This is a genomic window from Thermomonas haemolytica (assembly GCF_004346265.1).
GTDB classification, from domain to species: Bacteria; Pseudomonadota; Gammaproteobacteria; order Xanthomonadales; family Xanthomonadaceae; genus Thermomonas; species Thermomonas haemolytica.
On sequence record NZ_SMAP01000002.1, the window covers coordinates 210556 to 235685 of the forward strand.

General features: G+C 72.4%; 19 protein-coding genes and 1 pseudogene. 5 read left to right on the forward strand and 15 right to left on the reverse strand.

What is annotated here, in order from left to right; genetic code table 11:
- Position 1: 1 nt before the first annotated feature.
- From EDC34_RS04120 to glyQ, 4 genes are read right to left on the reverse strand one after another with little or no spacing between them, the layout of a single operon-like run.
- A complete protein-coding gene (locus EDC34_RS04120) occupies positions 2-3901 on the reverse strand; it encodes a translocation/assembly module TamB domain-containing protein (RefSeq protein ID WP_240311044.1) in 3900 nt (1299 codons plus the stop codon).
- The gene (locus tag EDC34_RS04125) at positions 3898-5748 is read right to left on the reverse strand and encodes an autotransporter assembly complex protein TamA (protein ID WP_114959415.1); all 1851 of its coding nucleotides are present in this window, start codon (positions 5746-5748) and stop codon (positions 3898-3900) included. The genes EDC34_RS04120 and EDC34_RS04125 overlap by 4 nt, the downstream gene beginning before the upstream one ends.
- Before the next feature lie 57 nt (positions 5749-5805).
- Positions 5806-7974: a glycine--tRNA ligase subunit beta gene (gene glyS, locus EDC34_RS04130; RefSeq protein ID WP_114959414.1), complete on the reverse strand. Its 2169-nt coding sequence runs from the start codon at positions 7972-7974 to the stop codon at positions 5806-5808.
- On the reverse strand, positions 7971-8903 hold the full coding sequence (gene glyQ / locus EDC34_RS04135; protein ID WP_114959413.1) for a glycine--tRNA ligase subunit alpha: 933 nt from the start codon (positions 8901-8903) through the stop codon (positions 7971-7973). Before glyQ ends, glyS begins: the two co-directional genes overlap by 4 nt.
- Before the next feature lie 118 nt (positions 8904-9021).
- Between glyQ and EDC34_RS04140 the strand changes: the two genes are divergently transcribed.
- Complete coding sequence (locus EDC34_RS04140) at positions 9022-9738, forward strand: glutamine amidotransferase (protein WP_114959412.1); 717 nt, start codon at positions 9022-9024, stop codon at positions 9736-9738.
- A gap of 71 nt (positions 9739-9809) precedes the next feature.
- On the forward strand, positions 9810-10724 hold the full coding sequence (locus EDC34_RS04145; protein WP_114959411.1) for a hypothetical protein: 915 nt from the start codon (positions 9810-9812) through the stop codon (positions 10722-10724).
- An 18-nt stretch (positions 10725-10742) separates the two neighbouring features.
- On the opposite strand, the gene EDC34_RS04150 is transcribed toward EDC34_RS04145, so the two are convergent.
- The 5 genes and pseudogenes from EDC34_RS04150 to EDC34_RS04170 all read right to left on the reverse strand — a co-directional run.
- Positions 10743-11426, reverse strand: a complete 684-nt coding sequence (locus EDC34_RS04150) for an RDD family protein (protein WP_162797666.1) — start codon at positions 11424-11426, stop codon at positions 10743-10745.
- Positions 11427-11430: 4 nt separating this feature from the next.
- Complete coding sequence (gene tatC / locus EDC34_RS04155) at positions 11431-12189, reverse strand: twin-arginine translocase subunit TatC (RefSeq protein ID WP_275895181.1); 759 nt, start codon at positions 12187-12189, stop codon at positions 11431-11433.
- Positions 12179-12520, reverse strand: a complete 342-nt coding sequence (gene tatB, locus EDC34_RS04160; RefSeq protein ID WP_114959588.1) for a Sec-independent protein translocase protein TatB — start codon at positions 12518-12520, stop codon at positions 12179-12181. The genes tatC and tatB overlap by 11 nt, the downstream gene beginning before the upstream one ends.
- 15 nt (positions 12521-12535) lie before the next feature.
- On the reverse strand, positions 12536-12778 hold the full coding sequence (gene tatA, locus EDC34_RS04165; protein ID WP_114959409.1) for a Sec-independent protein translocase subunit TatA: 243 nt from the start codon (positions 12776-12778) through the stop codon (positions 12536-12538).
- Between the two features lie 83 nt (positions 12779-12861).
- Positions 12862-13674 (reverse strand): annotated as a pseudogene (locus EDC34_RS04170) (lipid-binding SYLF domain-containing protein); the annotation flags it as partial.
- 104 nt (positions 13675-13778) lie between these two features.
- On the opposite strand from EDC34_RS04170, the gene hemH reads away from it, so the two are divergent.
- Together hemH and EDC34_RS04180 are read left to right on the forward strand one after the other, a co-directional pair.
- The gene (gene hemH / locus EDC34_RS04175) at positions 13779-14768 is read left to right on the forward strand and encodes a ferrochelatase (RefSeq protein ID WP_114959586.1); all 990 of its coding nucleotides are present in this window, start codon (positions 13779-13781) and stop codon (positions 14766-14768) included.
- Positions 14768-15622 (forward strand): alpha/beta fold hydrolase, encoded by an 855-nt coding sequence (locus tag EDC34_RS04180; RefSeq protein WP_114959407.1) that lies wholly within the window; start codon positions 14768-14770, stop codon positions 15620-15622. The genes hemH and EDC34_RS04180 overlap by 1 nt, the downstream gene beginning before the upstream one ends.
- Before the next feature lie 54 nt (positions 15623-15676).
- On the opposite strand, the gene EDC34_RS04185 is transcribed toward EDC34_RS04180, so the two are convergent.
- From EDC34_RS04185 to ttcA, 4 genes are all read right to left on the reverse strand, one after another.
- Positions 15677-16141, reverse strand: coding sequence for a hypothetical protein (locus EDC34_RS04185; protein WP_114959406.1), 465 nt, complete (start codon positions 16139-16141; stop codon positions 15677-15679).
- A 53-nt stretch (positions 16142-16194) separates the two neighbouring features.
- Positions 16195-16989 carry a M48 family metallopeptidase gene (locus tag EDC34_RS04190; protein WP_114959405.1) on the reverse strand — a complete coding sequence of 265 codons (795 nt, stop codon included), beginning with the start codon at positions 16987-16989 and terminating at the stop codon, positions 16195-16197.
- Positions 16990-17018: 29 nt separating this feature from the next.
- Positions 17019-17921, reverse strand: a complete 903-nt coding sequence (locus EDC34_RS04195) for a recombination-associated protein RdgC (RefSeq protein WP_114959404.1) — start codon at positions 17919-17921, stop codon at positions 17019-17021.
- Positions 17922-18146: 225 nt separating this feature from the next.
- Positions 18147-19085 carry a tRNA 2-thiocytidine(32) synthetase TtcA gene (ttcA, locus tag EDC34_RS04200; RefSeq protein WP_114959403.1) on the reverse strand — a complete coding sequence of 313 codons (939 nt, stop codon included), beginning with the start codon at positions 19083-19085 and terminating at the stop codon, positions 18147-18149.
- A gap of 54 nt (positions 19086-19139) precedes the next feature.
- On the opposite strand from ttcA, the gene EDC34_RS04205 reads away from it, so the two are divergent.
- Positions 19140-19358, forward strand: coding sequence for a YdcH family protein (locus EDC34_RS04205; RefSeq protein ID WP_114959402.1), 219 nt, complete (start codon positions 19140-19142; stop codon positions 19356-19358).
- 6 nt (positions 19359-19364) lie between these two features.
- Here EDC34_RS04205 and plsB read toward each other — a convergent pair whose 3' ends face one another.
- Positions 19365-22070 (reverse strand): glycerol-3-phosphate 1-O-acyltransferase PlsB, encoded by a 2706-nt coding sequence (gene plsB / locus EDC34_RS04210; protein ID WP_425477434.1) that lies wholly within the window; start codon positions 22068-22070, stop codon positions 19365-19367.
- A gap of 57 nt (positions 22071-22127) precedes the next feature.
- Positions 22128-25091, reverse strand: coding sequence for an EAL domain-containing protein (locus EDC34_RS04215; protein ID WP_114959401.1), 2964 nt, complete (start codon positions 25089-25091; stop codon positions 22128-22130).
- Positions 25092-25130: the final 39 nt, after the last annotated feature.

Here is a 25130-nt window from a genome sequence, read left to right on the forward strand (position 1 = left end):
CTCATTTCTCCGTACGCCAGTTGATCGAGGCGCGGTTCTCGACCGTGCTGGATTCCACCTGGATGTCGAAGCCCTTGCGCAGCAGGTACTTCAGGGTCACCACCTGGCCGGTGCCGAGCAGCGACACGCCGTAGCTGACGTACAGCCGCGGCGAGAGGTACTTGCCCACGCCCAGCACGTCGCCGCCGAGCGCGCGCGAGTTGCTCACGCCGGCATCGTCCAGCCCGATGCGCGCGCCCAGCTGCGCGGTGAGCAGACCGACGCCGGTGTTGAGCGCGGATTTGGCCAGGTCCACCTGCTGCAGCTCGCTGCGGTTCAGGCTGGGCAGCGGGCGGCCGAGGGTGAGGTAGGCCAGCGCCTCGGACTGGCTCATCGCCGGGTTCGACCACACGCTGGCCTGCGGCGCGGAGGCGCGCCCCGACACCTGCACGCCGGCGGTCACCTCGCCGATCTCGCGCTCGGCGCGGATGTCCAGCCGCGGGTCGCCGATCGCTTCGTTCGACCACAGCAGGCGGCCGCGGGTGATGCGCAGGTCCTGTCCGTAGGCGCGGTAGCGGCCGCCGACGTCGAGCGCACCGGTGGCACGCACCTCACTGCCGGGCAGCTGGCGCACGCGCAGGCTGCCGCCGAGGGTGCCGGCCAGGCCATAGCCGTCCAGCTTCACCGCATCGCCCACCGTCAGCGTGAGGTCGAGGTCCAGCGGCAGCGGGGCGCGGGCGGCCTGCTGCGGATCGGCCGGGTCCAGCACCACCACGTCCGGTGAGGGCGCCACGGCCATGTCCAACCGCTCCAGATGCAGGTTCGCCTCCGGCACGGCCACGCTGCCGCGCACCTGCAGCGGGGTGCCGGCGCGGTAGTCCACCTGGATGTCGGGCGAGGCGAGCAGGCGCAGCTGGCGGGTGTCGGCCAGCAGCACGCGGGTGCCGCGCAGCGTCAGTTGCAGCGGGGTGTCGGCGTCCTGCCAGTCGAGGCGGCCGTCGATCTGCAGCGGGCCCTGGCCGCTGCCGAGGCGGCCGGCGATGCGCGCGCTGCCGTCTGCCTGCGCCTGCAGCTGCACGTCGCCGTCCTGCAGGGCGATGCCCAGCGCCGGCAGTTCCGCGGCGAAGCGTTGCAGGCGCGCATTGCCCGCAAGCTGCGGCTTGCCGCGGGTGCCGCCGAGGCTCACATCCACGTCCAGCGCACCGCTGGGCTCCACCAGGTCGGGCGAGAACAGTTCCAGCCAGCCGAGTTCGCGCACGCTGGCTTGCAGCTGACCGGACAGCGGCGCAGGCGCGTCCCAGCCGGTGGTAAAGCGGGCATCGAGGCGGCCGCCGGAGTCCAGCCCGGCGGTGATGCGGGCCTCGATCCGCTGCGGGTCGAGGCTGGCGGCCAGCGTCAGGTCGCGATACGCGAACAAGGCGCGGCGCGCGCGTGCGCTGTTGCGCAGGCCACCGCTGGCCGAGGCGAGGTTGGCGCTGGCGCGCCACGCGCCGCCCTGCGGGCGCAGCTGCGCGGTGAGGTCCAGGGTGCCTTCGAAGGCCCAGCGGCGGCCGTCCTCGCGGCGCGGCAGCCAGTCGCCGAGCAGGGCCAGCGGCAGCGCCTCGCCGCGCAGGTCCAGCCCGCGGCGCGGCCAGTCGCCCTGCACGCACAGCGTGCCGCCGCCGGCTGCGGCCAGGCAAGCCTCGGACAGCGCGCCGCTGCGGCCATCCCAAGCCCAGCGCGCCGGCTGCCGCAGCGTCCACGCCGCCGCCTGCGCGGGCGCGAGCGTGAGGGTCGCCAGCGTGCCGTCCCAGCGCGCGCCCTGCCGGCGCGCTTGCGCGGACAGCGCCAGGCGGCCGGCCTCGCCGCGCGCCTCGGCGTCCAGCTGCAGGCGCTCGACCGCGCCGCGCAGGCGGGCGTGCAGGGTGTCCAGCGGCAGGCCGGCCTGCACGCCACTGGCCTCGAGGCGCAGATCGCCGTCGCCGGCCCGCCACGGCAGCCGGCCCTGCGCCTGCACGCGGCTGGCGCGGTAGGCGCCGAAGGCGAGGTCGCTGCCGGCAAGATCCACCGCGATGTCCGGCGCGGTGCGCGCGCCGCGCAGTGCCAGCGTGCCGCGCAGCACGCCGCGAGCGCCCGGCAGCAGGTCGTCCAGGCGCAGCGGGGCGAGGCTGGCCGTCACCGCGACGGTGGTGTCCACGCTGCCGCGCGCGTCGATCCGGCTGCCGCCGAGGGTGAGCGCAAGCTGCCCGCGGTAGGCATCGCCGTCGATCGCGGCGTCGGCATGCCCGGCCAGCGCGCGCCCGCGCAGGCGGCCGCCGAGGTCGCGCGCCTGCAGCTCGGCGCGCAGCCGGCCGTCGGCGCGGAGGCCGCCGCGGCTGCGCAGTTCGCCGCGGAGCGCGCCCGGCCAGTCCGGCGCGAAGTAACCGGGATCGAACCCGGCCAGCGTGGCCTGCGCCGTCCATGCCAGCGCCGGCGTCCACGCCAGCGCGCCGGTGGCCTCCAGCCGGCCCTGCGGCATCGTCGCCGTAAGGCGCGTCACCTGCATCCGGTCCATGTCGCCGGTGCTGGTGAGCTCCACCTCCGCGCGCTCGTTGCCGCGCAGCAGGCGCAGCTGGCCCTGCAGCGCCCAGCGCTGCAGCTGGCCGGCCACGCCAAGATCGGCATCGCCGCGCAGGGTGGTGCGGCCGTCGGCGCTGTTCCAGTGCAGGCCGCGCGCGTTCAGCGCCAGCCGCACCGCGGCATGGGCGGGATCGCGCAGGTCGGCGCTGCCGTTGGCGGTGACGCGGCCGCCGAAGGCATCCAGCACCAGCGGCTGCAGCTGCAGCTGCTGGTCCTGCAGGCGCAGCCGCGAGGGTTGCAGGACGAAGGCGCGATCGCCCTGGTGCAGCGCGCCCTGCAGCTGCGCGTCGCCGCCGTCGCCGCGCGCGCTGAGCGAGAACCGCAGTGGAGTGGCGGGCGTGGCCGCGCCCAGAAGCAGGCCCAGGTCCAGCCCGTCGCCGCGTGCGTCCAGCTGCCAGTGCGGGGTCGCCTTGTCGCCCTGCAGGAGGAGGCTTGCGCGCAGCGGGTCCGGGACCTCCCCGGCCAGCGCCACCACCATCCGCTTCAGGTCGCCGCGCACTACCAGGCCCAGTCGCGCCGGGGTGCGCCCGGGCGCGGCGGCGAGCACCGCGGTGGCGGTGAGGTCGCTGCGGAAATCGCGCGCCGGCTGGTAATCGCCGTGCAGGGTGAAACGGCCGCGGTCGCTGTCGATCGCCAGGTGCTCCACGTGCAGGTGGCCGCTGCTGGCCTGCAACCCGCCGCGCAGGCGCTGGATCACCACCAGCGGCGCGCCCTCGTGGCGGATCGCGAGGTCGTCGATGCGGATGGCGTCGGCGCGCAGCGCCAGCGGCGGCGCGATCTGCGGCAGCACGTCCGGCCAGCGCGGCAGTTCCAGCGGGGTGTCGCTGCGCGGCAGGTCGAGCACGCCGCCGCGCACCTCCAGCGCGTCCAGGCGCAGGGTGCGGCCCAGCAGCGGCAACAACGACGGCGCCAGCACCACGGTCTGCGCCTGGAAGCGCAGGGTGCCCATCGCGCAGCTGGCGCGGGCCGTGGGCACGCAGTCGGGGTCGCGCTGGCGCGGCATCGAAAAACGCACGCCATGCAGGGTCATCGGTCCGGACACCGGCCCGTCCGCCGCCTCCCAGGTCAGCTCGGTGCCGGCCGGCAGCCGCGCCACGAGTTGCGCCAACAGCGCGTCGCGCCCGCGGATGGTCATCAGCAGCCAGGTGACGGCGACGGCGGCCAGCAGCAGCAGCGCCAGCGCGCCGATCCCGCTGCGCACGGCCAGGCGGCGCCGGCGTGCGTGGCGCAGCGCGCGCAGCTGCGCGATCCGCGCCTCGCGCTGTTCCGGGGTGGCGTCCGCCGGCAGCGGCGTAAGCCCGAAGCGGCGCTCGCCGCGGCTCACAGGTCGGCCCCGATGTTCAGGTGCAGGGTGAACGGCGAGTCGGGCGACTTCAGCCCGCGCGCGATGTCGATCCGCACCGGGCCCACCGGCGAGCGCCAGCGCAGGCCGATGCCGACGCCGGTGTGCAGGTCCGGCGTGCGCCCGGCGAACGCGCTGCCGCTGTCCACGAACACCGCTGCACCCCATGGGCCGTGGAAGTAGCGCTCGTACTCCAGGCTGGCGGTGACCACGTTCGGCGCACCGGTGAAGTAGTCGCCGCCGGTGGTGACGATGCGCGGGCCGATCTCGTGCCAGCCGTAGCCGCGCACGCTGCGGTCGCCGCCGGCGTAGAAGCGCAGGCTGGGCGGCAGGTCGAGCACGTCGCGGGTGAAGGTGTGGCCCAGCTCGCCGCGCACGATCAGGCGGCTGTCCGCATCCATCCCGTGGAACCACTGCGCACGCGCGTGCAGCTGGGTGAAGGTGGCATTGCCGTCGGCGCCGCCGCTGCCGCCGCGCAGGGTGAGGGTGAGGCCACCGCCGCGGCGCGGGGCCAGGCGGTCGTCCACCGCGATGTACTCGCCGCGCAGTTCCGGGAACACGAAGCTGGCGAACTGGAAGCTGGGCGTGGGCTTGGTCAGCACGGAGTAGGCCCAGCGTTCGCGCAGCACGTGCAGGCTGGCCGACAGCTCCAGGTGCCGGCTGTATTGCCCGGTGCGCCCGGCGACGAGTTCCAGCCGGCGACTGTTGACGTAGTCGGTCTGCTCGTCGGCGGCCTGCAGGCTGGCGGTGTACCAGCCGTCCAGCCAGGCGAAGGCCGGGATGCGGTACTGCACGGTCGCGGTCTTGCGCTTCTGCGCCCAGTCGATCTGCGCCAGCGCCTTGTGCCCGCGGCGGTTGAGGTAGCGGCGCTCGATGCCGAGGCTGATGCCGGCGCCGCTGACGTTTCCGTAGCTGGCGCCGGCGCTGTAGATGCTGCGCTTGGCCGGGGTCAGCTGCACCTGCACCGGCACGCGGTCGTCGCTGGCGGCGGCGGGGTCGGCCTGCACGTCCACCAGCGCGAAATAGTCCAGTGCCTGCAGCGACTGCCGCAGGCGGTCCACCTGCGCCTCGTCGTAGGGCGCGCCCGGCTTCCACGGCACCAGCTTGTCCAGCAGGCGCGGCCAGACCACCGCCTCCGGCTGCTGGGTGAACTGCGCCGGCCCGAACGCGGCGCGGCTGCCGCTGGCCCAGCGCAGCGCGATGTCGGCGGCGTGTTCTGCGCGGGTGACTTCCACCCGGTGCTGCAGCAGCTGCGCCTGGAAATAGCCGTGGCGCGCCAGCGCGCCTGCCACCTGCGCCTTGCTGGCTTCGTAGAGCGCGTGGTCCAGCACCTGCCCCGGGCGTGGCTGGAACGCCTGCAGCGCGTCGGCCACCGTGGGGTCCGATCCCCCGGGGCCGTCCACCCCGAGATCGAAGCCGCGCACCCGCACCGGCAGTCCCGGGGTGATGCGCAGGATGACGGTGATCGCGCGCCCCGGCGCGTTCTCGGCGGCGGTATCGCCATCGGCGGCATCCTCCGCGCTGGCATCGTCCGCGTCCGCTGCCGGGCGGTCGCTGCGCAGCACTTCCACCGTCGGCGCGTAGTAGCCGAACGGCTCCAGCGCGCGCCGCGCCTCGTCGTCGGCCACCCGCAGCAGGTAGCCCAGGCGGCGCGCGCGCAGGTCCTTGCCCAGTTCGTCGTTGAGCGACAGCGCGCTGCGCACGTTGTCGCGCAGGGCGGCGTCCTTGAGCCCTTCGATCTCGATCCGGTCCACCTTCACCGCCCACGCCGGGGCGGCGGCGCACAGGCAGGCGAACAGCAGCGGAAGGCGGGGGGGACGGATCGGCATCGGCGCAGGATACCGGCGCGGCGTCAACGCGGGATTAAGCCCGCCGCCGCGCGGCCCTCACGCCGACAGGTGCTCGATCGCCGCCACGCTGCCGAGGCGCTCCGCCAGCCGCTTGAGCAGGGCCAGGCGGTTGGCGCGCACGGCAGGATCGTCGGCGTTGACCATCACCGCGTCGAAGAACGCGTCCACCTGCGGGCGCAGCCGCGCCAGATGGGTGAGCACGTCCACGTAGTCGCCGCGCGCCAGCGCCGGCCCGGTCTCGGCGTAGGCGGCTTCCACCGCCTCGGCCAGCGCGCGCTCGGCCGGCTCGGACAGCAGCGCCGCGTCTTCCATCGCCGGGATGGCGATGTCCGCCTTCTTCAGGATGTTGCCGATGCGCTTGTTGGCGGCGGCCAGCGCCGCGGCTTCCGGCAGCTGCGCGAACACGCCGATGGCGTCGAGGCGGCGGTCGAAGTCGTACAGCGAGGCGGGCCTGAGCTCCGCGACGGCGTTGAAGTGCGCGGCAGGAACGCCGCGATCGGTGTAGTAGCCGCGCAGGCGGTCGAGGATGAAGTCGTAGAGTTCGGCGAGGTCTTTCTGAGTGAACTCACTGGATGCCGATTGACTAAGTGGAACCTCTACGCCCTCAGCGCGTGCTTTTTCAGCAGCTATATCAAGTCGGTCAACTTCAGTTCCTGCGATGGCAATGCTTACCTGGGCTCTGGCATCGTGAATCAACATTTTCAAATCGAGATCGAACCCGCTTTCGATAATCGTCCGCGCCAGCCCCAGCGCATTGCGGCGCAGCGCGAACGGGTCCTTGTTGCCGGTCGGCTTCAGGCCCGCGGCGAAGCCGCCGGCCAGCGTGTCCAGGCGCTCGGCGATCGCCAGCACCTTGCCCAGCGCTGAGGCCGCGATGTTGTCGGCGGCGAAGCGCGGGCGGTAGGCCTCGTCGATGGCGAGCGCGACTTCATCCGTTTCGCCCGCGCGCTGCGCGTAGTAGCGGCCGGCGATGCCCTGCAGTTCGGGGAACTCGCCCACCATGCGGCTTTGCAGGTCGTTCTTCGCCAGCAGTGCCGCACGCCGCGCCTGCACCGGGTCGGCGCCGACCTGCGCGGCAATGGTTTCGGCCAGCGCGGCCACGCGCGCCACCTTGTCGGCCACGCTGCCCAGCTTGGCCTGGTAGGTGACGCTGGCCAGGCCTTCGCCCATCGATGCGAGGCCCTGCTTGAGGTCCTCGTCGAAGAAGAACTTGGCATCCGCGAAGCGCGGGCGGATCACGCGCTCGTAGCCTTTGCGGATTTCCGCGGCGTCCTTCGATTCGATGTTGGCGATGCCGATGAAGTGCTCGGTCAGCCGGCCCTGCGCGTCCAGCACCGGGAAGAACTTCTGGTTGGCCTCCATCGTCTCGACCAGCGCTTCCTGCGGCACCGCCAGGAAGTCGCGCTCGAAGGTGCAGGCCACCGCGACCGGCCATTCGTTGAGGCAGTTCACCTGCTCCAGGTTGCCGGCGTCGATGCGCGCGCTGCCGCCGGCGGCCGCCGCCGCGCGCGTCACTTCCTCCACGATGCGCGCGCGGCGTGCATCGGGATCCACCAGCACGAACGCCTGGCGCATGGCCTGCACGTAGTCCTGCGGCTGCGCGATGGCGACGTCGTCCGGTGCGTGGAAGCGATGCCCGCGCGAGTGGCGGCCGGCGCGGATGCCCAGTGCCTGCACGTTGGCGACGGTGCTGCCCAGCAGCACCACCAGCCAGTGCAGCGGGCGCGCGAAGCCGTAAGGATGCGCGCCCCAGCGCATCGGCTTGGGGATCGGCATGCCGGCCAGCGCCTCGTCCAGCACCGCCTGCAGCAGGTCCAACGTCAATGCGCCCGGGGTGGTGGCGCGGTGCACGAAACGTTCGCCCTTGGCATCGGTGAGGCGTTCGAGCTGGGTCCACTCCACCCCGAGTTTGGCGGCGAAGCCCTGCAGCGCCTTGGTCGGCTGGCCATCGGCGTCCAGCGCGATGTTGAGGTAAGGGCCCAGCACTTCGGAGGTCTGCTCCGGCTGTTCGATGGCCACGCCCGGCAGCAGCACCGCCAGCCGGCGCGGCGAATACAGCGGCTTGGCATCGCCGCGTTCGACTGTGATGCCGCGCTTTTCCAGCGCGGCGATGATGCCGTCGAACAGCGCCTGCGCCAGCCCAGGCAGGGCCTTGACCGGGAGTTCCTCGGTGCCGAGTTCGATCAGCAAGGGTTGCATGCTCATGCCGTGGCCTCCGTGCGGGCGGCGTCGTTCTTCAGCCCTGGGAAACCGAGCTTCTCGCGCTGGGCGTAGTAGCTTTCCGCCACCGCCTGCGCCAGCTTGCGCACGCGCAGGATGTAGCGCTGGCGCTCGGTCACCGAGATCGCGCGGCGCGCGTCCAGCAGGTTGAAGCTGTGGCTGGCCTTGGTCACCTGCTCGTAGGCCGGCAGCGGCAGCCCCGCCTCGACCAGCGTCAACGCCTCCTTCTCGCAGGCGTCGAAGCGGTGGAACATCTCGGCCACGTCCGCGTGCTCGAAGTTGTAGGCGCTCTGCTCCACCTCGTTCTGGTGGTACACATCGCCGTAGGTGACCGGCAGCCCGTCGGGGCCGTAGGTCCACACCAGGTCGTAGACGTTGTCGCAGTTCTGCAGGTACATGCACAGCCGCTCGAGGCCGTAGGTGATCTCGCCCAGCACCGGGCGGCATTCCAGCCCGCCGGCCTGCTGGAAGTAGGTGAACTGGGTCACCTCCATGCCGTTCAGCCAGACTTCCCAGCCCAGGCCCCAGGCGCCGAGCGTGGGCGATTCCCAGTTGTCCTCGACCAGCCGCAGGTCGTGCACCAGCGGGTCGATGCCCAGCGCCTTGAGCGAGTCGAAGTAGAGCTCGACGATGTTGTCGGGGCTGGGCTTCATCACCACCTGGTACTGGTAGTAGCGCTGCAGGCGGTTGGGGTTCTCGCCGTAGCGGCCGTCGGTGGGGCGGCGGCTGGGCTGCACGTAGGCGGCGTTCCACGGCTCCGGGCCGATCGCGCGCAGGAAGGTGGCCGGGTGGAAGGTGCCCGCGCCGACTTCCAGATCCAGCGGCTGGATCAGCACGCAGCCCTGTTCGGCCCAGTACGCGTTGAGGCGGGAGATGAGTTGCTGGAAGGTGATCGGTACGCGGTCGGCGGCCATCGGCGGGTCAAGCGGCAACGTGGCCGGCTAGTATAAGTGGCCGACCACCGCCGCCCGCCCCTTCGCACCCCATTCCCGACCTTCCCCGCGCATGCCGCGGCGGGAGACGCCAACGCCGATGACCGCTCCCCTGCTGATCCTGCAAACCGGCCACCCCACCGCGACCATGCGTCGGCATGGCAGCTTCGCCCACTGGATCCGGGTGGCGGCCGGGCTGGACCGCGATGCCGCGGTGGTGGTGGACGTGGAGCACGGCGAGGCGCTGCCCGGGCGCGCCGGGTTTGCCGGCGTGATCGTGACCGGCTCGGCGGCGATGGTGACCGAACGCCGCGACTGGAGCGAGCGCAGCGCGGCCTGGCTGGCGGAGGCCGCGCAGGCCGGGTTGCCGCTGCTGGGCATCTGCTACGGCCACCAGCTGATCGCGCACGCGCTGGGCGGCGCCGTGGGCGACAACCCGCAGGGGCGCGAGATGGGCACGGTGGCGGTCGAGCTGCTGCCGGAGGCCGCGGCCGACCCCCTGTTCGCCGGCCTGCCGGCGCGGTTCCCTGCCCAGGTGACCCACCTGCAGAGCGTGCTGCAGCCGCCGCCGGGCGCGACCGTGCTCGCGCGCAGCGCGCAGGACGCCTGCCAGGCCTACCGCTGGGGCGCGTGCGCCTGGGGGGTGCAGTTCCATCCCGAGTTCAGCACGCTGCATATGCGCGGCTACATCCGCGCCCGCCGCGAGGCGCTGGCGCAGGAGGGGGGCGATGCGCGCGCGCTGGAAGCCGGGGTGCGCGCCGCGCCGCTGGCCCGGCGCGTGCTGCGGCGCTTCGTGCGACACGCGCGCGCCGGTTGAGGGCGCCGGTTGGGTATGCTGTGCGCGATGCCCGCGCCGCGGGCCTTGGCATTTCCACGGGGGACACACGGATGACGATACGCGCGGTGGGCGCCACGGCCAGCATCGACTGGCTGCGGCGGGCGCTGAACCTGGGTCGCGACAACCCGAAGGCGATCTTCGGCGGCGCGCTGCTGCTGCTGGCGGCGATCCTGGCGCTGGCAGTGGCGATGGTGGTCGTGCTGGTGGCGGTGGGCATGGTGGCCAAGCCCGACGGACTGGTGGCCAGCGGCGTCTCGATGCTGGTAGGACTGGTGGTGACCGCGCTGATGGCGGCCCTGATCGCCGGTTACCTGCGGCTGGTGGACGCGGTGGAACACGGTCGCGGCGCCAGTGCCGGCGATGTGTTCTCGGTACTGGCCGAACCGCCGGTGGCGGCGCGCGCGGTGCTGTTCATGCTGGTGCTGATGCTGGCCCAGAACCTGCTGCTGGCGGCGCTGGTGGGGCTGCTGGCGCCCGACATCGGCAGCTGGTACCTGCACACCCTGCAGGGCCCGGCCGGCGGCACCCCGCCGACCGCGCTGCCGGACGGCTTCAGCCTGGCGATGCTGGTGATGTGGGTGGTGGGGCTGCTGTTTTACGGGGTGCAGGCGGTCGGCTTCGGCCAGATCGCGCTGCGCGGCAGCAGCGTCGGCGCGGCCCTGGCCGACGGCGTGCGCGGCACCCTGCGCAACCTGCCGGCGCTGCTGCTGCTGTTCGTGCTGGCGGTGCTGGCGGCGATCGCGCTGGCGATCGTGCTGGTGCTGGCGATACTGCTGGCCGGGGTGCTGGCCAAGCTGGTCGGCGGCTGGGTGGTGGCGGCGATCGCGGTGCCGCTGTACCTGGCGTTCGTGGTCGGCCTGATGGTGGTGATGTTCGGGGTGATGTATTTCGCCTGGCGCGATATCAGCGGTGCTGGCGGCGATGGCCAATCGATGCCGGCGCGCGAGGACCACATCGAGCTGTAAGCCGCGCCCGGCGGGCGCTCAGCTGCCCAGCGCCGCGCGCAGGGCGGCGTCCACCTGCGCCTGCAGGAGGCGGTAGAGCCAGGCCAGCGCGAACACGCAGGCCGTCGCCTGCAGCCACAGCCAGGCGCGCGCCCATGCGGGCAGGCGCGGATCGCCGTCGCGCGCCAGCACGCGGGTGCCGCTGAGGCGGTCGTGCAGGGCCAGGTGCGGCGGGAACGCGGCCAGCGCGTGGCCGAGGTTGAGGCTGGCCCAGGACAGCCCGGCGGCGAGGTGGCGCAGCAGCACCCGTCCCGCGCCGGCGCGGGCGCCGGCGGCATCGGTCACGCGCAGCCCCAGCGCGCGCTGGCCCGGGGTGGCCTGCCACGGCGAGGCCTCGAACCCCAGCGCCCAGGCCATCGCCAGCAAGGCGTACAGCAGCAGCGGCAGCCCCAGCAGGGTGCCCAGCGCGGCCGTCAGTGCACCCGCCGCGGCCTGCAGCCGGGGGTCGCCGGCGGCGGCCAGCGCCAGCGCCAGCGGCGGATCGCCCTGCGCCAGCCCGGCGTCCAGCCGGCCCGCGACGAGCGTCATCAGCGCCTGCAGTCCGGCATCGGCCTGCGCCCATGCCCGCCGCAGCGGACCGGCGCCAAGCAGCATGACCAGCGGCAGCAGGCAGGCGGCATCCAGCGACCACGCCGCGTAGCGGCGCCAGAAGCCGGCGGCCACGGGATCAGGCGGTCGCACCATCGCGGCCGGGGCGGGGCGCGACCAGACGCGCGGCGAGGATGCCCGCCTCGTACAGCAGGCACATCGGGATCGCCAGCATCAGCTGGCTGACCACGTCCGGCGGAGTCAGGATGGCAGCCACGATGAAGATGCCGACGATCGCGTAGCCGCGCGCCTCGCGCAGCTGGGCCGGGGTCACCCAGCCGAGCAGGGCCAGGATCACCAGCGCCACCGGCAGCTCGAACGCCAGCCCGAAGGCGAGGAACAGCACCAGCACGAAATCGAGGTAGGCGCTGATGTCGGTCATCATCGCCACCCCGTCCGGGGTCACCCGGGCGAGGAAGCCGAACACCATCGGCAGCACCAGGAAATAGGCGAACGCGCAGCCGGCGTAGAACAGTGCCAGCGCCGAGGTCAGCAGCGGCAGCGCCAGGCGCTTCTCGCGCCGGTACAGCCCCGGCGCCACGAACGCCCACAGCTGGTACAGCAGCCACGGCATCGCCACCATCAGCGCGGCGAAGAACGCCAGCTTCATCGGCGCGAAGAACGGCGCGGCCACTTGCGTGGCGATCAGCTGGCCGCCCTTCGGCAGCTTGGCCAGCAGCGGCTGCGCCAGCCATGCGTACAGGCGGTTGGCCAGCGGCAGCAGCGCCAGCAGTACCAGCGCCAGCCCGGTCAGGCCGCGCAGCAGGCGCATGCGCAGCTCCAGCAGGTGCGCGATCAGCGGGCGCTCGCCGGCATCATCACCGTGTTCAGTCGTCACGGCGCACCTCTCCGGCTGGCGCGGCGTTGGCTGCGGGTGGAGGGGCGGCGGCAGCGGGTGCACCTGCCGTGGGTGCGGCGGCCTCGCGGCCGGCTGCGTGCAGTTGCGCCTGCACCTCGTCCAGCGCCTGCCGGCCCTCGCGCAGGCTGCGCGCCAGTTCCTCGCGCGCCAGTTCCTGCTCCAGCTCGTTCTTCATCGACACCCACTGCGCGCGCGCGCGGCGCAGCCACAGCCCGGCCAAGCGCGCGGCCTTGGGCAGGCGCTCGGGGCCGAGCACCACCAGCGCCACCAGCGCCACCACCAGCATCTCGCCGAGCGAGAACTCGAACATCGCCGCCTGCGGGCGTCAACGCGAAGCGTCGTCGTGCTCGCGCTGTTCGGAGGGCGCACCCGCCGGCGGCTCCTGGCCGATGCGCGGCGCGGGCTTCTTCGCGTCCTGCGCGGCCTCGTCCTCGCCGCGCATGCCCTTCTTGAACTCGTGCACGGCCTTGCCGAGGTCGCGCGCGCCCGAGGTCAGCCGCTTGGTGCCGAACACCAGCAGCACGATCAACAGCACGATCAGCCAGTGCCAGATGCTGAAGCCACCCATGGTGCACCCGTCAGAAGAAGTGGAATCGATAAGACCGCCAGTCTAGCAGGAGCGCCGTGCGCACCCGCGGCGGGCTTGGATCAGGGCTTGGTGGGCGGCGGCAGCGGCGCGCTGCTGGCCGGGTTGTCGCTGTCCAGCGGGGTCACCGTGGCCGCGCCCGGCGCGGGCGGCGGCGGGGCCGATGCCGCCTCGGCGCGCTGGCGCGCGTAGCGGGCGGCGGCGGTGGCTTCCTCAAGGGTGTCGCGGAAGGCGGTGATCGCGGCCGAGGGCGTACGCACTCGGCCTTCGAAGATCATCCGCGGGGTCACGCCCTCGCCGTACACGCTGCGGTCGGCGCCGTGGTCGATCTGCAGCACCGCGCCGTCCAGCGCCACCCCGGCGAACAGCCCGCGCGCGCGCGACCACGACCAGATCTCGGCCTTCATCGCGCCGTCGGTGGCGGCCGCCGCGTTGCGGCCGACCGGGCCGGCGGCGACGCTGGCATCGGCGCCGAGGGTGAACTTGCCGTTGACGATGTTGTCCAGGCCGCGGTCGCTGCGGAACACCAGGATCACGTCGGCCGACTGCACCCCGGCCTGGAAGCCGAAGCTGGCACCGGACAGCTTCACGAACACCGGGTTCGACCAGCTGCCGTCCGGGCGCTTCACCGCCATCATGCCGAGGCCGCGGCGGCCGCCCAGCATGAAGCCGGCCTTGATGGTGTCGGGCACCACCACGATCCCGCGCGCGTCCTCCAGCAGGCGGTCGGGGATCGAGGATTCCGGGATGGCCTGGATCTGCTTCAGCACCCGGATGGCCTCGTCGGCGCGCGCATCCTCGCGGGTCCCGGCGGCGACGCTGCCGGCGGCGAGGAGGACGGCGAGGGCGAGGGTCAGGCGGCGCGGGGTGGCGGTCATCGGGGTCTCCGGTTGCGTGGGGGACTGCCGCATCCTGGCGCGGCGGCGATGAATCGATGTTAAGCCAGGCCGGCCGCGCGCGCGCTTCGTGCCATCCTATGCACATGCAGGACGACGCCCCCCACGACGCTTCCGCCGCCCCGCCCGCGCTGCTGCTGGTCAACCTCGGCACCCCGGCGGCCCCCACCGCGCGCGCGGTGCGCCGCTACCTTGCGCAGTTCCTGCACGACCACCGGGTGGTGCAGCTGACGCGCTGGCTGTGGTGCCCGCTGCTGCACTTCGTGATCCTGCCGCTGCGCAGCCCGAAGGTGGCGCGCAAGTACGCCGAGATCTGGATGGAGGATGGTTCGCCGCTGGCGGTGCACACCGCCGCGCTGGCCACCGCGGTGGGCGCGCGCCTGCCGGGCTGGCAGGTGCGGCACGCGATGCGCTACGGCGAGCCGTCGGTGGCTACGGTGCTGGCCGAGCTGCGTGCGCAGGGCGTGCGCCGGGTGCGGGTGCTGCCGCTGTATCCGCAGTATTCCACCACCACCACCACCAGCGTCGAGGACGCGGTGGCTGCGGCCGTCCCCGGCAGCGGCCTGCAGGTGCAGCTGCGGCGCGATTACCACCTTGACCCGGGCTGGGTCGCGGCCATCGCCGAGCGCATCCGCGCGCACTGGCAGGCGCACGGGCGCGGCGAGCGGTTGCTGCTGTCGTTCCACGGCATCCCGCAGCGGCTGGTGGACGCGGGCGACCCGTATGCGCGCCAGTGCGAGGCCAGCACCGCCGCGATCGCCGCGGCACTGGGAATCGCGCGCAAGGAGATCGTGCTGACCTTCCAGTCGCGCTTCGGCCGCGAGGCCTGGCTGCAGCCCTATACCCAGCAGACCCTGGAAGCGCTGGCGCGCGAGGGCGTGCGCACGGTCGACGTGGCCTGCCCGGGGTTCGCGGTGGACTGTCTTGAGACATTGGAGGAGATCGCGATGCAGAACGCCGAGGCCTTCCGCGCCGCCGGCGGGCAGGCGTTGCGCTACATCCCCTGCCTCAACGCCGCGCCGGCGCATGCCGATGCGCTGGCGGCGCTGGCGCGCACGGACGCGGGCTGGAGCTGATGCGCGAGATCACGCTCGATATTCCGCTGGGCCGGATCGCGGCCCTGCGCAACGATGGCCACGGTCCGCGCGTGCTGGCGCTGCACGGCTGGCTGGACAATGCCGCCAGCTTCCTGCCGCTGGCGCCCTACCTGCGCGAACTGGACCTGGTGGCGCTGGACATGCCGGGCCACGGGCACAGCGTGCACCTGCCGCCCGGTACCGACTACGGGTTCCCGCTGGCGCTGAACACCCTGCTGGACGTGGCCGATGCGCTGGGCTGGGAGTCGTTCTGCCTGCTCGGGCATTCGATGGGCGCCGGCTTGGCCAGCCTGCTGGCGGCGGCCTGCCCGCAGCGGGTCGAGCGCCTGGCGGTGATCGAAATGCTCGGCGCGCTGGCGGAGGTACCGGAGCGCACCGCCGCGCGCATGCGCGAGGCGATCGCCCAGCGCGGGCGTTCCGGGCGCGGGCTGCGGGTGTTCCCCGACGTCGATACCGCGGTGCGCGCGCGATTGCAGTCGCAGCGCGTCCCTGGCACCGGGCTGGAGGCGGCGCAGCTGCGGCTGCTGGTGGAGCGCGGCCTGCGCGCGGTGGACGGCGGGTTCGTCTGGCGCAGTGATCCGCGCCTGGTGCAGCCGACCATGATCCGGATGACCGAGGCGCAGATCGACGACGTGCTGCGCGCGATCGAATGCCCGGCGCTGGCGGTGTTCGCCGATCCCGCGCAGCCCTACCTGCCGGATGCGCAGCGCCGCCGCCGGGTGGCGCTGCTGCCGCGTGGGCGGATGGTGGAGCTGCCCGGTGGCCATCATCTGCACATGCAGCAGCCGGAGGCGGTGGCGCAGGTGCTGCGCGAGTTCCTCGGCGCGCACTGAGCCACCCGGATTGCGAAGTCGGCCGCCACCGCCCGCAGGCCGCGGATGGCGGATTCAGTCGCTGGCAGCCACCCGCACCGCCAGCTGGGTGCCGCCGGCATCGTCGCGCACCAGCTGGTAGAACACCTGGCGATGTTCCTTGCGGAACGCCAGCGTGCTGCCGTCGTCCGACTGCATCGCCAGCTCGCGCTTCCAGCCGCGCGCCTGCATCAACCGGTCGGCTTCCGCATATACCGCCTCGGTGGTCGCCGGGGTCACCAGGTTGACCATCTGCATCCCCGCCATGTCCACCGCGGTGGCCACCCGGTGCCGCGCCGGCAGGTAGATGTCGGTGGGAAAGCCCGGCGGCAGCGCCACGCGGGTGCCGCCATCGGCCGCCGCCGCAACCCGCGTCGCCGCCGGCCCGCGCTCCGCCGCCGCTTCCGGCGCGCCCTGTTGCACCTTGCGGCAACCCATCGCCAACACGACCACGGCCGCGAGCAGCAGCAGGCCCGGCAGGCGGCTGTGCATGGTGGTCATGGATCCCCCGGGCGCTTGGTCTGTGCCTGCCGGGGAAAACGCGCGCGCGCGCCTCAACCGGCCAGCAGCGCGCGCAGCCGCGCCTTCAGCCGGCGGCCGTCGGCGCGCAGCACCTCGCGCTGCTGGCGCCAGCCGGGGCAGCGCTGTTCCACCGCCTGCCAGAAGCGTGGCGAATGGTCGGCGTGCAGCAGATGGCAGAGCTCGTGCACCAGCACGTATTCGAATGCCGCCGGCGGCGCCAGCACCAGTGCCAGGTCCAGCGCCAGGGTGCCGTCCGGGGCCAGCGAGCCCCACAGCGAGGTGGTGCGCTTGAATACGATCCGGCGCGGCGCGCGCGGCAGCCCCGGCAGGTAGGCCGGCAGCCAGCGGCCGACGTCGGCGCGCGCCTGTGCTTCATAGAAATCGCGCAGCACGCGCCGCAATGCCGCATCCCCGGCGCGTGCGGGCGCGGCGAACACCAGGCCGTCGGCCTCCGCCTGCAGGCGCGCGGCGCGGCCCTCGGCCCAGCGCAGCGGGACCTCCTGTCCGCGCAGCGGCAGGGATGCGGTCTGCCCGCGCAGCAGCGGCGCCTGCGCGTCGGCGGCGTGCGCCTGCAGCTGCGCGGCCAGCCAGTCGCGGTGCTGGTGCAGGAAGCGTTCGCCGGCGGCCAGGCTGGTCCCGGGCGGCACGGTCAGGCGCGCGCCGCGCTCGCTGACGCTCAGCCGCAGCCGCCGCGCGCGCGGGTCGCGTACCCGTAGCACAGAGATCTCGCGGCCGTCGGCCAGTGCCAGCGCGACCGTCTCGCGCCGGGTGGCGGGCGCCGCGGATGCGCCGCGGGCGGGGACGAGCAGGCGGAACAGGGCGCGCATGCGGCCAGTCTAGCCGGGCCGCGCCGGCCTCACTCCGCGCGGCTGAGCTTGAACGCCTTCTCCAGCACCGGGAACAGCCGTTTGAACTCGCCGGTCATCAGCGCGAAGCGGGCCTGCAGCTCGGCCACGAGATCGTCGTGCTCGGTGGATTCCAGTGTGTCCACCGCGCCGTCAAGCAGCTTGAACTTGCGCACGATCAGGTCCTCGCCGATCACGAAGCTGACGTGGTCGTCCAGCACCAGCGCCAGCCGCGTGCACTGCTTGCCGGCCTCGAGGTGCTTGGCGATTTCCTCGCCCGACAGCTCCATGCGCTGGATCTTCACCACCGCGCCGGAATCGGTAGGGTCTCGCAGCTCGCATTCATCGCCCAGGGCGAGGCCGTCGGGTAGCGCATCGCCGGCCAGCCAGCCGGTGAGGATGGCGCGCGGCGCCACTTCCGCGTTCAGCGGCAGCGCCGGGAAACTGCCCAGCGCGCGCCGCACTTCCGACACCACCGCTTCGGCCGACTTGCGCGAGGAGGTGTCCACTGCGATCACGCCCAGCTGGCTGTCCAGCAGCGCGTCGGTGCGCACCGGGCGCACGAACGCGCGCGGCAGCAGCTCGGTGATCAGCTCGTCCTTCAGCCGCTTGCGGGTGCGGCCGCCGGGCTTGCGGCCCTCCTTCTCCTCGATCGCGGCCAGCTTCTTCTGCAGCAGGTCGTTGACCACCGCGCCCGGCAGCAGCTTGTCCTCGCCGCCCACGGTCAACCAGCGCGCGCCGTCGCACAGGTGCAGCAAGCCGTCGTGGTGCTGGCCCATCGGCGCGACGAAGCCGCGCGAGGACAGCTCCAGCGGGCCCACCGGCTTGAGCGCGCATTCGGCCAGCTGCGGTTCGAGGTCGGACAGGTCGAGCGAGGACGGGAAGCGGAACAGGGTGAGGTTGCGGAAGAACATCGGGAATCCTGTGCGGGCTGCGGCGTGGTAGCGGTGCAGCGATGTGGGAACGAGGCGGAGTGGTTTTTTTGATGCAGCGATTGGCAGGTCGGGAATGCCGGAGCGCGTGATAGGGGGAACAGCTGGGTTCTGGCGAGTCCCGTTCATGGTTCGACAGGCTCACCACGAACGGTACTGCCTTCGGGCGGGCAAGGACGCGGCACGCACGAGACGGCTTTGGGCTGGCTAGGACTTGAGGATGTCCAGGCCGTCGTGGTTGCGCACCGGGTGCAGCGCCATCGCCACCGGTTCGGGCTCGGCCGGCGCGCCCGCCAGCCAGGCGTGGGCGTCGGGCAGCGGGGCGTCGCTGTGCCGCCCCAGCGCGAGGAAGTCGAACAGCTTGGGGTCGGCCAGCTGCGACGGGCGGATGTCGCCCAGCGCGCGCGCCATGGTCTCGATCCGGCCGGGCGCCTCTTTCTCCCACTGCGCCAGCATCCTCGATACCTGCTTGCGCTGCAGGTTTTCCTGCGACCCGCACAGGTTACAGGGGATGATCGGGAAGCCCCTGGCCTCGGCGTAGGCGGCGATGTCGTCCTCGCGCACGTAGGCCAGCGGCCGGATCACCACGTGCTTGCCGTCGTCGCTCAGCAGCTTGGGCGGCATGCCACTCAACTTCGCGTGGAAGAACAGGTTGAGGAAGAAGGTGTTGACCATGTCGTCGCGGTGGTGGCCCAGCGCGATCTTGGTGAAGCCGTGTTGCGCGGCATGGGTGTACAGCGCGCCGCGGCGCAGGCGCGAGCACAGCGAGCACATCGTCTTCCCCTCGGGGATGACGCGGCTGACCACCGAGTAGGTGTCCTGCTCGAGGATGTGGAAGTCCACCCCGATCGAGCGCAGGTACTCCGGCAGCACGTGCTCCGGGAAGCCGGGCTGTTTCTGGTCGAGGTTGACCGCGGTGATGGAAAAGCGCACCGGCGCTTTCTTCTGCAGCTGCAGCAGCACGTCCAGCAGGGTGTAGCTGTCCTTGCCGCCGGACAGGCAGACCATGACCTTGTCGCCGTCCTCGATCATGCCGAAATCGGCGATGGCCTTGCCCACCTGGTGGCGCAGGCGCTTGGCCAGCTTGTCGGCCTCGCGCTTGTGGCGGGCGGGGGGCGGCGCGGGAATGTGGGCCTGGGTCGTCATCCGGCCGCATTTTACCCGCCTGCCGCGGCGCGCCGGGCGCGCTATGCTCGGGGCATGAACCAGCCCCTCGATCCGGCCGAACTCTCGCGCCTGGCCCGGCGCGTCGCCGAGCTGCGCCAGGAGCACCGCGCCCTGGACGAGGCCATCGCCCGCCTGCAGGAGGGCATCCAGGCCGACGAGCTGGTGCTCAAGCGGATGAAGAAGCACAAGCTGCGGCTGAAGGACCAGATCGCCTGGATCGAGAACCTGCTGATCCCGGACGAGCCGGCGTGACCGCGTTCAGCTTGCGCCGTTCGTGGCGGCCGGATCGGGCGGCAGCGCCGGCTGCTCGCCGCTGCTGCGGCCGCTGCCGGCGGGACTGATCTTCTCGATGGTGTGGCGCAGCTCGCGCCCGAGCACCACGCGCGCATCCTTGGCCCAGGCCTTCAGGCGCTCGTCGAACGCCAGCCGTCCGGTGTCGTCCGGCCACACCAGCTTGAGTTCGCGCAGCTTCTGGATGAAGCCGCGGAACAGGGTTTTGTCGAAGAACTCCGGCGCGGCCGGCGCATACAGCAGCGACAGGCGCTGCGCGGTGAGCTGGCACAGGCTTTCCAATTCGCCGGCCTGGAGCGTGCCGGAGCCATTTTTGACCAGGATGGCGATGGCGATGTAATAGCGTTCGAAGGCCTGTTGCAGGGTATGTCCCAGCGCGCGCAGGCGGAACACCTCGTCGCTCTGGCCGGCATTGCGCTGGAGGATGCCGCCGTCCTCGTCGCTGACCTGCTCCAGCAGGCCCTCGCGCACGAACACTTCGATGGTGCGGTCGATGCGGGCGGCGAAGGTCTCCTCGTCCCAGGGCAGGAACAGCTCGGCCTGCAGGAACGGGTACAGGGTGCGCCCGATCTGCTGCAGCTGGCGCCGGCCCATGCGGCGGTTGTTCTGGAAGCACACCGCGATCCACGAGGAGGCGGTGAACAGGTGCAGCACGTTGTTGCGGAAGTAGCTCAGCAGCACCGCGTTGTCGCCCTCCACCCCGAGCACGTCGCCCAGCGGGTGCGCGGTGCGGGTGATCAGGCCGATCTCCTCGCCATGGGCGATGATCTGCTCCGGCGTGTGCGGGGTCACCGTCACCCAGTCGGAATACGGCACCTCCGCCAGCAACGTCTTGGACAGCGCGATCTGCGCGCGCAGGTCGGCCTCGCCCATCGCGTGCTTGGGCGTGGACAGCAGCGCCAGCGCCAGCAGGTTGATCGGGTTGACGTCGGCGGCGCGGTTCACGTTGGTCTGGATGCGCTGCGCCAGCGCGTCCACCGTGCGCGCGAACCAGGCCGGCTTCTCGTCATCGCCGATGGGCTGGCCGTCCCACTCCGGCGCCAGCTCGGCCAGCACCTGGCTGAGCTGGATGCGCTCGCCGAAGTTCACCACCACCTGGCCGTAGTTGCTGCGCAGCACCTTGGGGATGCCGGCCAGCAGCTGCCAGATCGATTCCTTCTCCTTCGGCTTGCCGGACAGCTCGTCCAGGTAGCTGCGGCCCTCCATCAGCTTCTCGTAGCCGATGTACACCGGCTGGAACAGCACGGGACGGGTCGGTTGGCGCAGGTAGGCACGCACGGTCATCGCCAGCGAGCCGCCCTTGGGCTGCAGCAGCCGCCCGGTGCGCGAGCGCCCGCCCTCGATGAAGTATTCGATCGAATAGCCACCGGCCACCAGCTGCGCCATGTACTCGCGGAACACCGCCGAATACAGGGCGTTGCCCTTGAAGCTGCGGCGGGCGAAGAACGCGCCGCCCTTGCGCAGCAGGGTGCCCACCACCGGCAGGTTGAGGTTGATGCCGGCGAAGATGTGCGGCGGCACCACGCCGTGGGTGTAGAGCAGGTAGCTCACCAGCAGGTAGTCCATGTGGCTGCGGTGGCTGGGCACGTACACCACTTCGTGGCCCGGCGCCTCCTGCTTGAACTGGTCGAGGTGGTGCACCAGCACGCCGCGGTAGATCCGGTTCCAGACGAAGGTCAGGGCGAAGCTGGCCGAGCGCACCACGGTGTTGGAGTAGTCGGCCGCGATCTCCCAGAAATAGGCGTTGGCCTTCTCCCACGCCGCCTCCGGCTTGCTGCCGTCGCGCCGCGCCTGGTCGGCGATGGCCTCTTTCACCAGGGGCGACGACAGGACCTGGTCGGCGAGCATGCGCCGGGTGGACAGGTCGGGCCCGATCACCACCTCGCGCACGCGCCGGAAATGGGTGCGCAGGATGCGCGAGAGCTTGCGCACCGTGCGCTCCGGCTCCAGCCCTTCGGCCACGATCTCGCGTACCGGCACCGGTGCGGCGAACTTGACCAGGGTGTCGCGCCCGTTCAGCAGGATCGCCAGCAGCCGGCGGAAGCGGCCGACCAGGGTCCAGTTCTCCGAGAACAGCACGCTGAACCAGCCGCTGCTGCGCTTGGGGGCCTGGCCGACGAAGATCGACACCGGCACCAGGTGCACGTCCAGCTCCGGCTGCTGCTGGTGCGCTTGCAGCAGCCGCGCCAGCGAGCCGGAATGGGTCTTGTGCTCGGCCCCCGGCAGCAGGCCGAGCGCATTCACGTGCCTGCGCGACAGCGCCACGTAGGCGCGCCGGCGGCCCAGCGGATCGCCGGCGATCGGCTGCAGCGGCGGCGGCAGCGCGGCCTCGCGGCAGGCGCGCTGCAGGATCAGCGCGTTGGACAGGCCGTAGTCCTCCAGCACGTAGCAGATCGGGCGCGGATCGGCGGCGATCGCGGGATCGACCTCGATTTCGAGCCGCAGCCACGGTGCCAGCAGCCGCCCGAGCAGGCGCGCCCACAGCGGGTTGCGCGCCTTGCCCGCGGGGGGCGGGGATGGCGGGCCGGGGGGCGTGGCGGCGTCGGCCGCAAGGAACCCGGGCAGCGGCAGCGGCGCGGGCCCGGCGGGGCCGGTCGCGGCGTCGTCGGCGGCGGCCGGCGGGTCGAACAGGCCGGGCTGGTCGGGGCTGTGGCGGTCAGGCATCGCGGCCATTATGGCCGAGCGCCCGTTGCCGCAGGGACGCCCCACCGCAACCCGGCGTGACGGGGATCACGCTTTCCCGTCCGGCTCCAGCCAGTACGCCGCCGGCTGCGGGCGCCCGAACAGGAAGCCCTGCGCGCGCTGGCAGCCGATCTCCAGCAGCGCCTGCCGCTGCGCCTCGGTCTCCACTCCCTCCGCCACCACGCTCATGTCCAGCGAGCGCGCCAGGCTGAGCACCGCGTGGATGATGGCCAGGCTGCGCTGCGCGTTTTCCTGCCCGAGGTCGCGGATGAAGCTGCGGTCGATCTTGATCTTCTTCAGCGGGAAGCGGTGCACGTAGCTGAGCGAGGAATAGCCGGTGCCGAAATCGTCCAGCGCGGCGGACACCCCAGCGGCCTGCAGCCGCTCCAGGATGCGCGCCACTGCGTCCGGATCGCCGAGCAGGGTGCCCTCGGTCACCTCGATCCGCAGGCGCTCCGGCGCAAAGCCGGTCTCGCGCAGCAGCTCCAGCAGGCGCTGGTCGAAATCCTCGTACTGGAAGTGGCGCGGCGAGATGTTGATGCTGATGAAGCCGCCCTTGGCCACCAGCGGCGCGCCTGCGGTGCAGGCCAGCCGGTACATGTGCCAGTCGATCGCCTCGATCAGCCCGCTTTCCTCGGCCACCGGCAGGAACTCGCCCGGGCCGAGCAGGCCGCGCACCGGGTGCTGCCAGCGGATCAGCGCCTCGTAGCCAAGCGTGCTGCGGTCGTCCATGCGTACGATCGGCTGGAAGTACGGCACGAACTCGCCCGCGTGCAGCGCGTTGCGCAGCGCCAGTTCCAGCTCCAGCACGTTCATCGCCGCGGTCTGTTGGCTTTCGTCGAACAGCACGAAGCGCTGGCGGCCAGTGGACTTGGCGCGGTACAGCGCCACGTCGGCATCGTGCAGGATCTCGTCGATCGCCAGGTAGCGGTCATGGCTGATGGCGATGCCGATGCTGACCGAGGCCTGCACCTCGCGCTCGCCGACCGGGAGCGGGGCCTGCATCCGCGCCTGGATGCGCTGCGCGATCTTGACCGCGGTGCCTGGCTGCGCGCCTTCCTCCAGCAGGATCGCGAATTCGTCGCCGGACAGGCGGGCCACGATGTCGGGGCCGCGCACGCAGTCCAGCAGGCGCCGTGAAACTTCACGCAGGACCGCGTCGCCGGCGAGGTGGCCGAGGCTGTCGTTGAACAGCTTGAAGCGGTCCACGTCGAGGTACAGCAGGGCGAAGGACTGCTCGGGGTTGCGCTGCTGGCTGGACAGCGCGCGCTCCAGGCGATCGCGCAGGTACAGGCGGTTGGGCAGCCCGGTCAGCGGGTCGTGCATCACCTGGTGCTTGAGCTGCGCCTCCACCTGTTCGCGCACCGCGATCTCGCGGCGCAGCTCGCGGGTGCGCACCTGCACCCGCTGTTCCAGCTCGGCGTTGAGGTTGCGCAGGGCCTCCGCATGCCGGCGCCGCTGCACGCTGTTGGCGATCTGGTGGGCGACGAAGGTCAGCAGCTCGGCATCGTCGCGGCTGTACACCAGCTCCGGCCGGTAGCTCTGCACCACCACCAGCCCCATCACTCCGTCGCTGCCCAGCAGCGGCGCGCCCAGCCAGCACACCGCCGGGGTGCGGCTGGCGTGGTGGGCGGCGTCCATCTCGCCGCGTGCCACCAGTTCGCGCACGCCGGCATCGTCGATCAGCAGGGTCCGGCCCAGGCGCAGCACGTACTCACTCAGGCCGCGGCCCAGCGGGCGGTCGCGGCGCTCGTCGCCGGCGGCGTCCACCGTGTAGGGGATCTGCAGGTCCTGGCCATCCGGGGAAACCAGCCCGATGTAGAAGTTCTCGGCGTCGATCAGTTCGCCCACCGCCTGGTGGATGCTGCGGTAGAAGTCCTCGTCGCGCGCCTCGGTATTGGACAGCTCGGCGAGCTTGTAAAGGGTGGCCTGCAGGTGCGCGGCGCGTTCGCGCTCGGCGATCTGTTCCTGCAACTGCGCATTGGCCACCGCCAGCTCGCGGGTGCGCTCGGCCACCCGCTGTTCCAGTTCCTCTTGGCCGCGCTTGCGCTCCACCGCGTTCAGCACGTGCTCGGCCACGAAGCTGAGCACCGCGCAGTCGGACTGGGTGTAGCTCACGCCCTCCTGGTAGCTCTGCACCACCAGCGCGCCGTAGATCTGGCCGTCGCGCTGCATCGGCACGCCCATGAAATCCACCGACGGCGTGCCGATGCCGTGCTCCGGCGGCAGCCCCAGCAGGTCCATGATCTCCTCCGACGGCCCGCGCACCGCCCGGCCGTGGCGGATCAGGCCCAGGGTCAGGCTGCCGCGCATCTGCGCCGCCGGGATCTCCTGGTCGGGGTCGTACATCTCGCCGTCCATCTGGTCGACGAAGTAGATGAAGCGCAGGGTGTCGCGCTCCGGGCTGTACAGCGCGATGTAGAAGTTCTCGGCGTACATCAGCCGGCCGATGATCTGGTGCAGCCCGCGCAGCAGGCTCTGCATGTCGCGGTCGGAGGCGGCCATGTCGGCGATCGCGAACAGCGCGTGCTGCAGCTGCTCGGCCTGCTCCAGGTCCTTCACCGAGGCGTGCAGGCGCTGGAATGCGAACAGCTCGGCCAGGCGCTGGCCGGCCAGTGCGAGCAGGCGGCTGGGGCCCGGCTCCAGCCGCGCCAGCGCCCCGTGCGGGGCCAGCAGCACCGCCCCGGCATCGGCCGCGCCGGGTGGCAGCAGGCGGGTGTCGGGGGCATCGGGGCCGCTGAGGGGCCGCCCGGAGAAGGCGGCGATGGCCGCCTGCCGGCGGGCGGCGCTGCCGCCTTCCGGTGGCTCGAACAGCAGCTCCCCGTGGTCGGTCCAGGCCACCGCATCGGCGCTGCGGCCACACCCGGCCAGTCCGCGCAGCAGCGCGCTGGCGGCCTCGCGCACGCTGGCCGCGGTGCTGATCGCCAGCCCTGCCGGTGCGATCCCGGGCAAGGCGACGCCCGCGTCCGCGCCGGCTGCGTCCTGCTGTCCCGTCTGCCCGCCTTCGCTCATGCCTTGCTTCTCCCATGCAGGCGCGTGCCGGCATGCTCA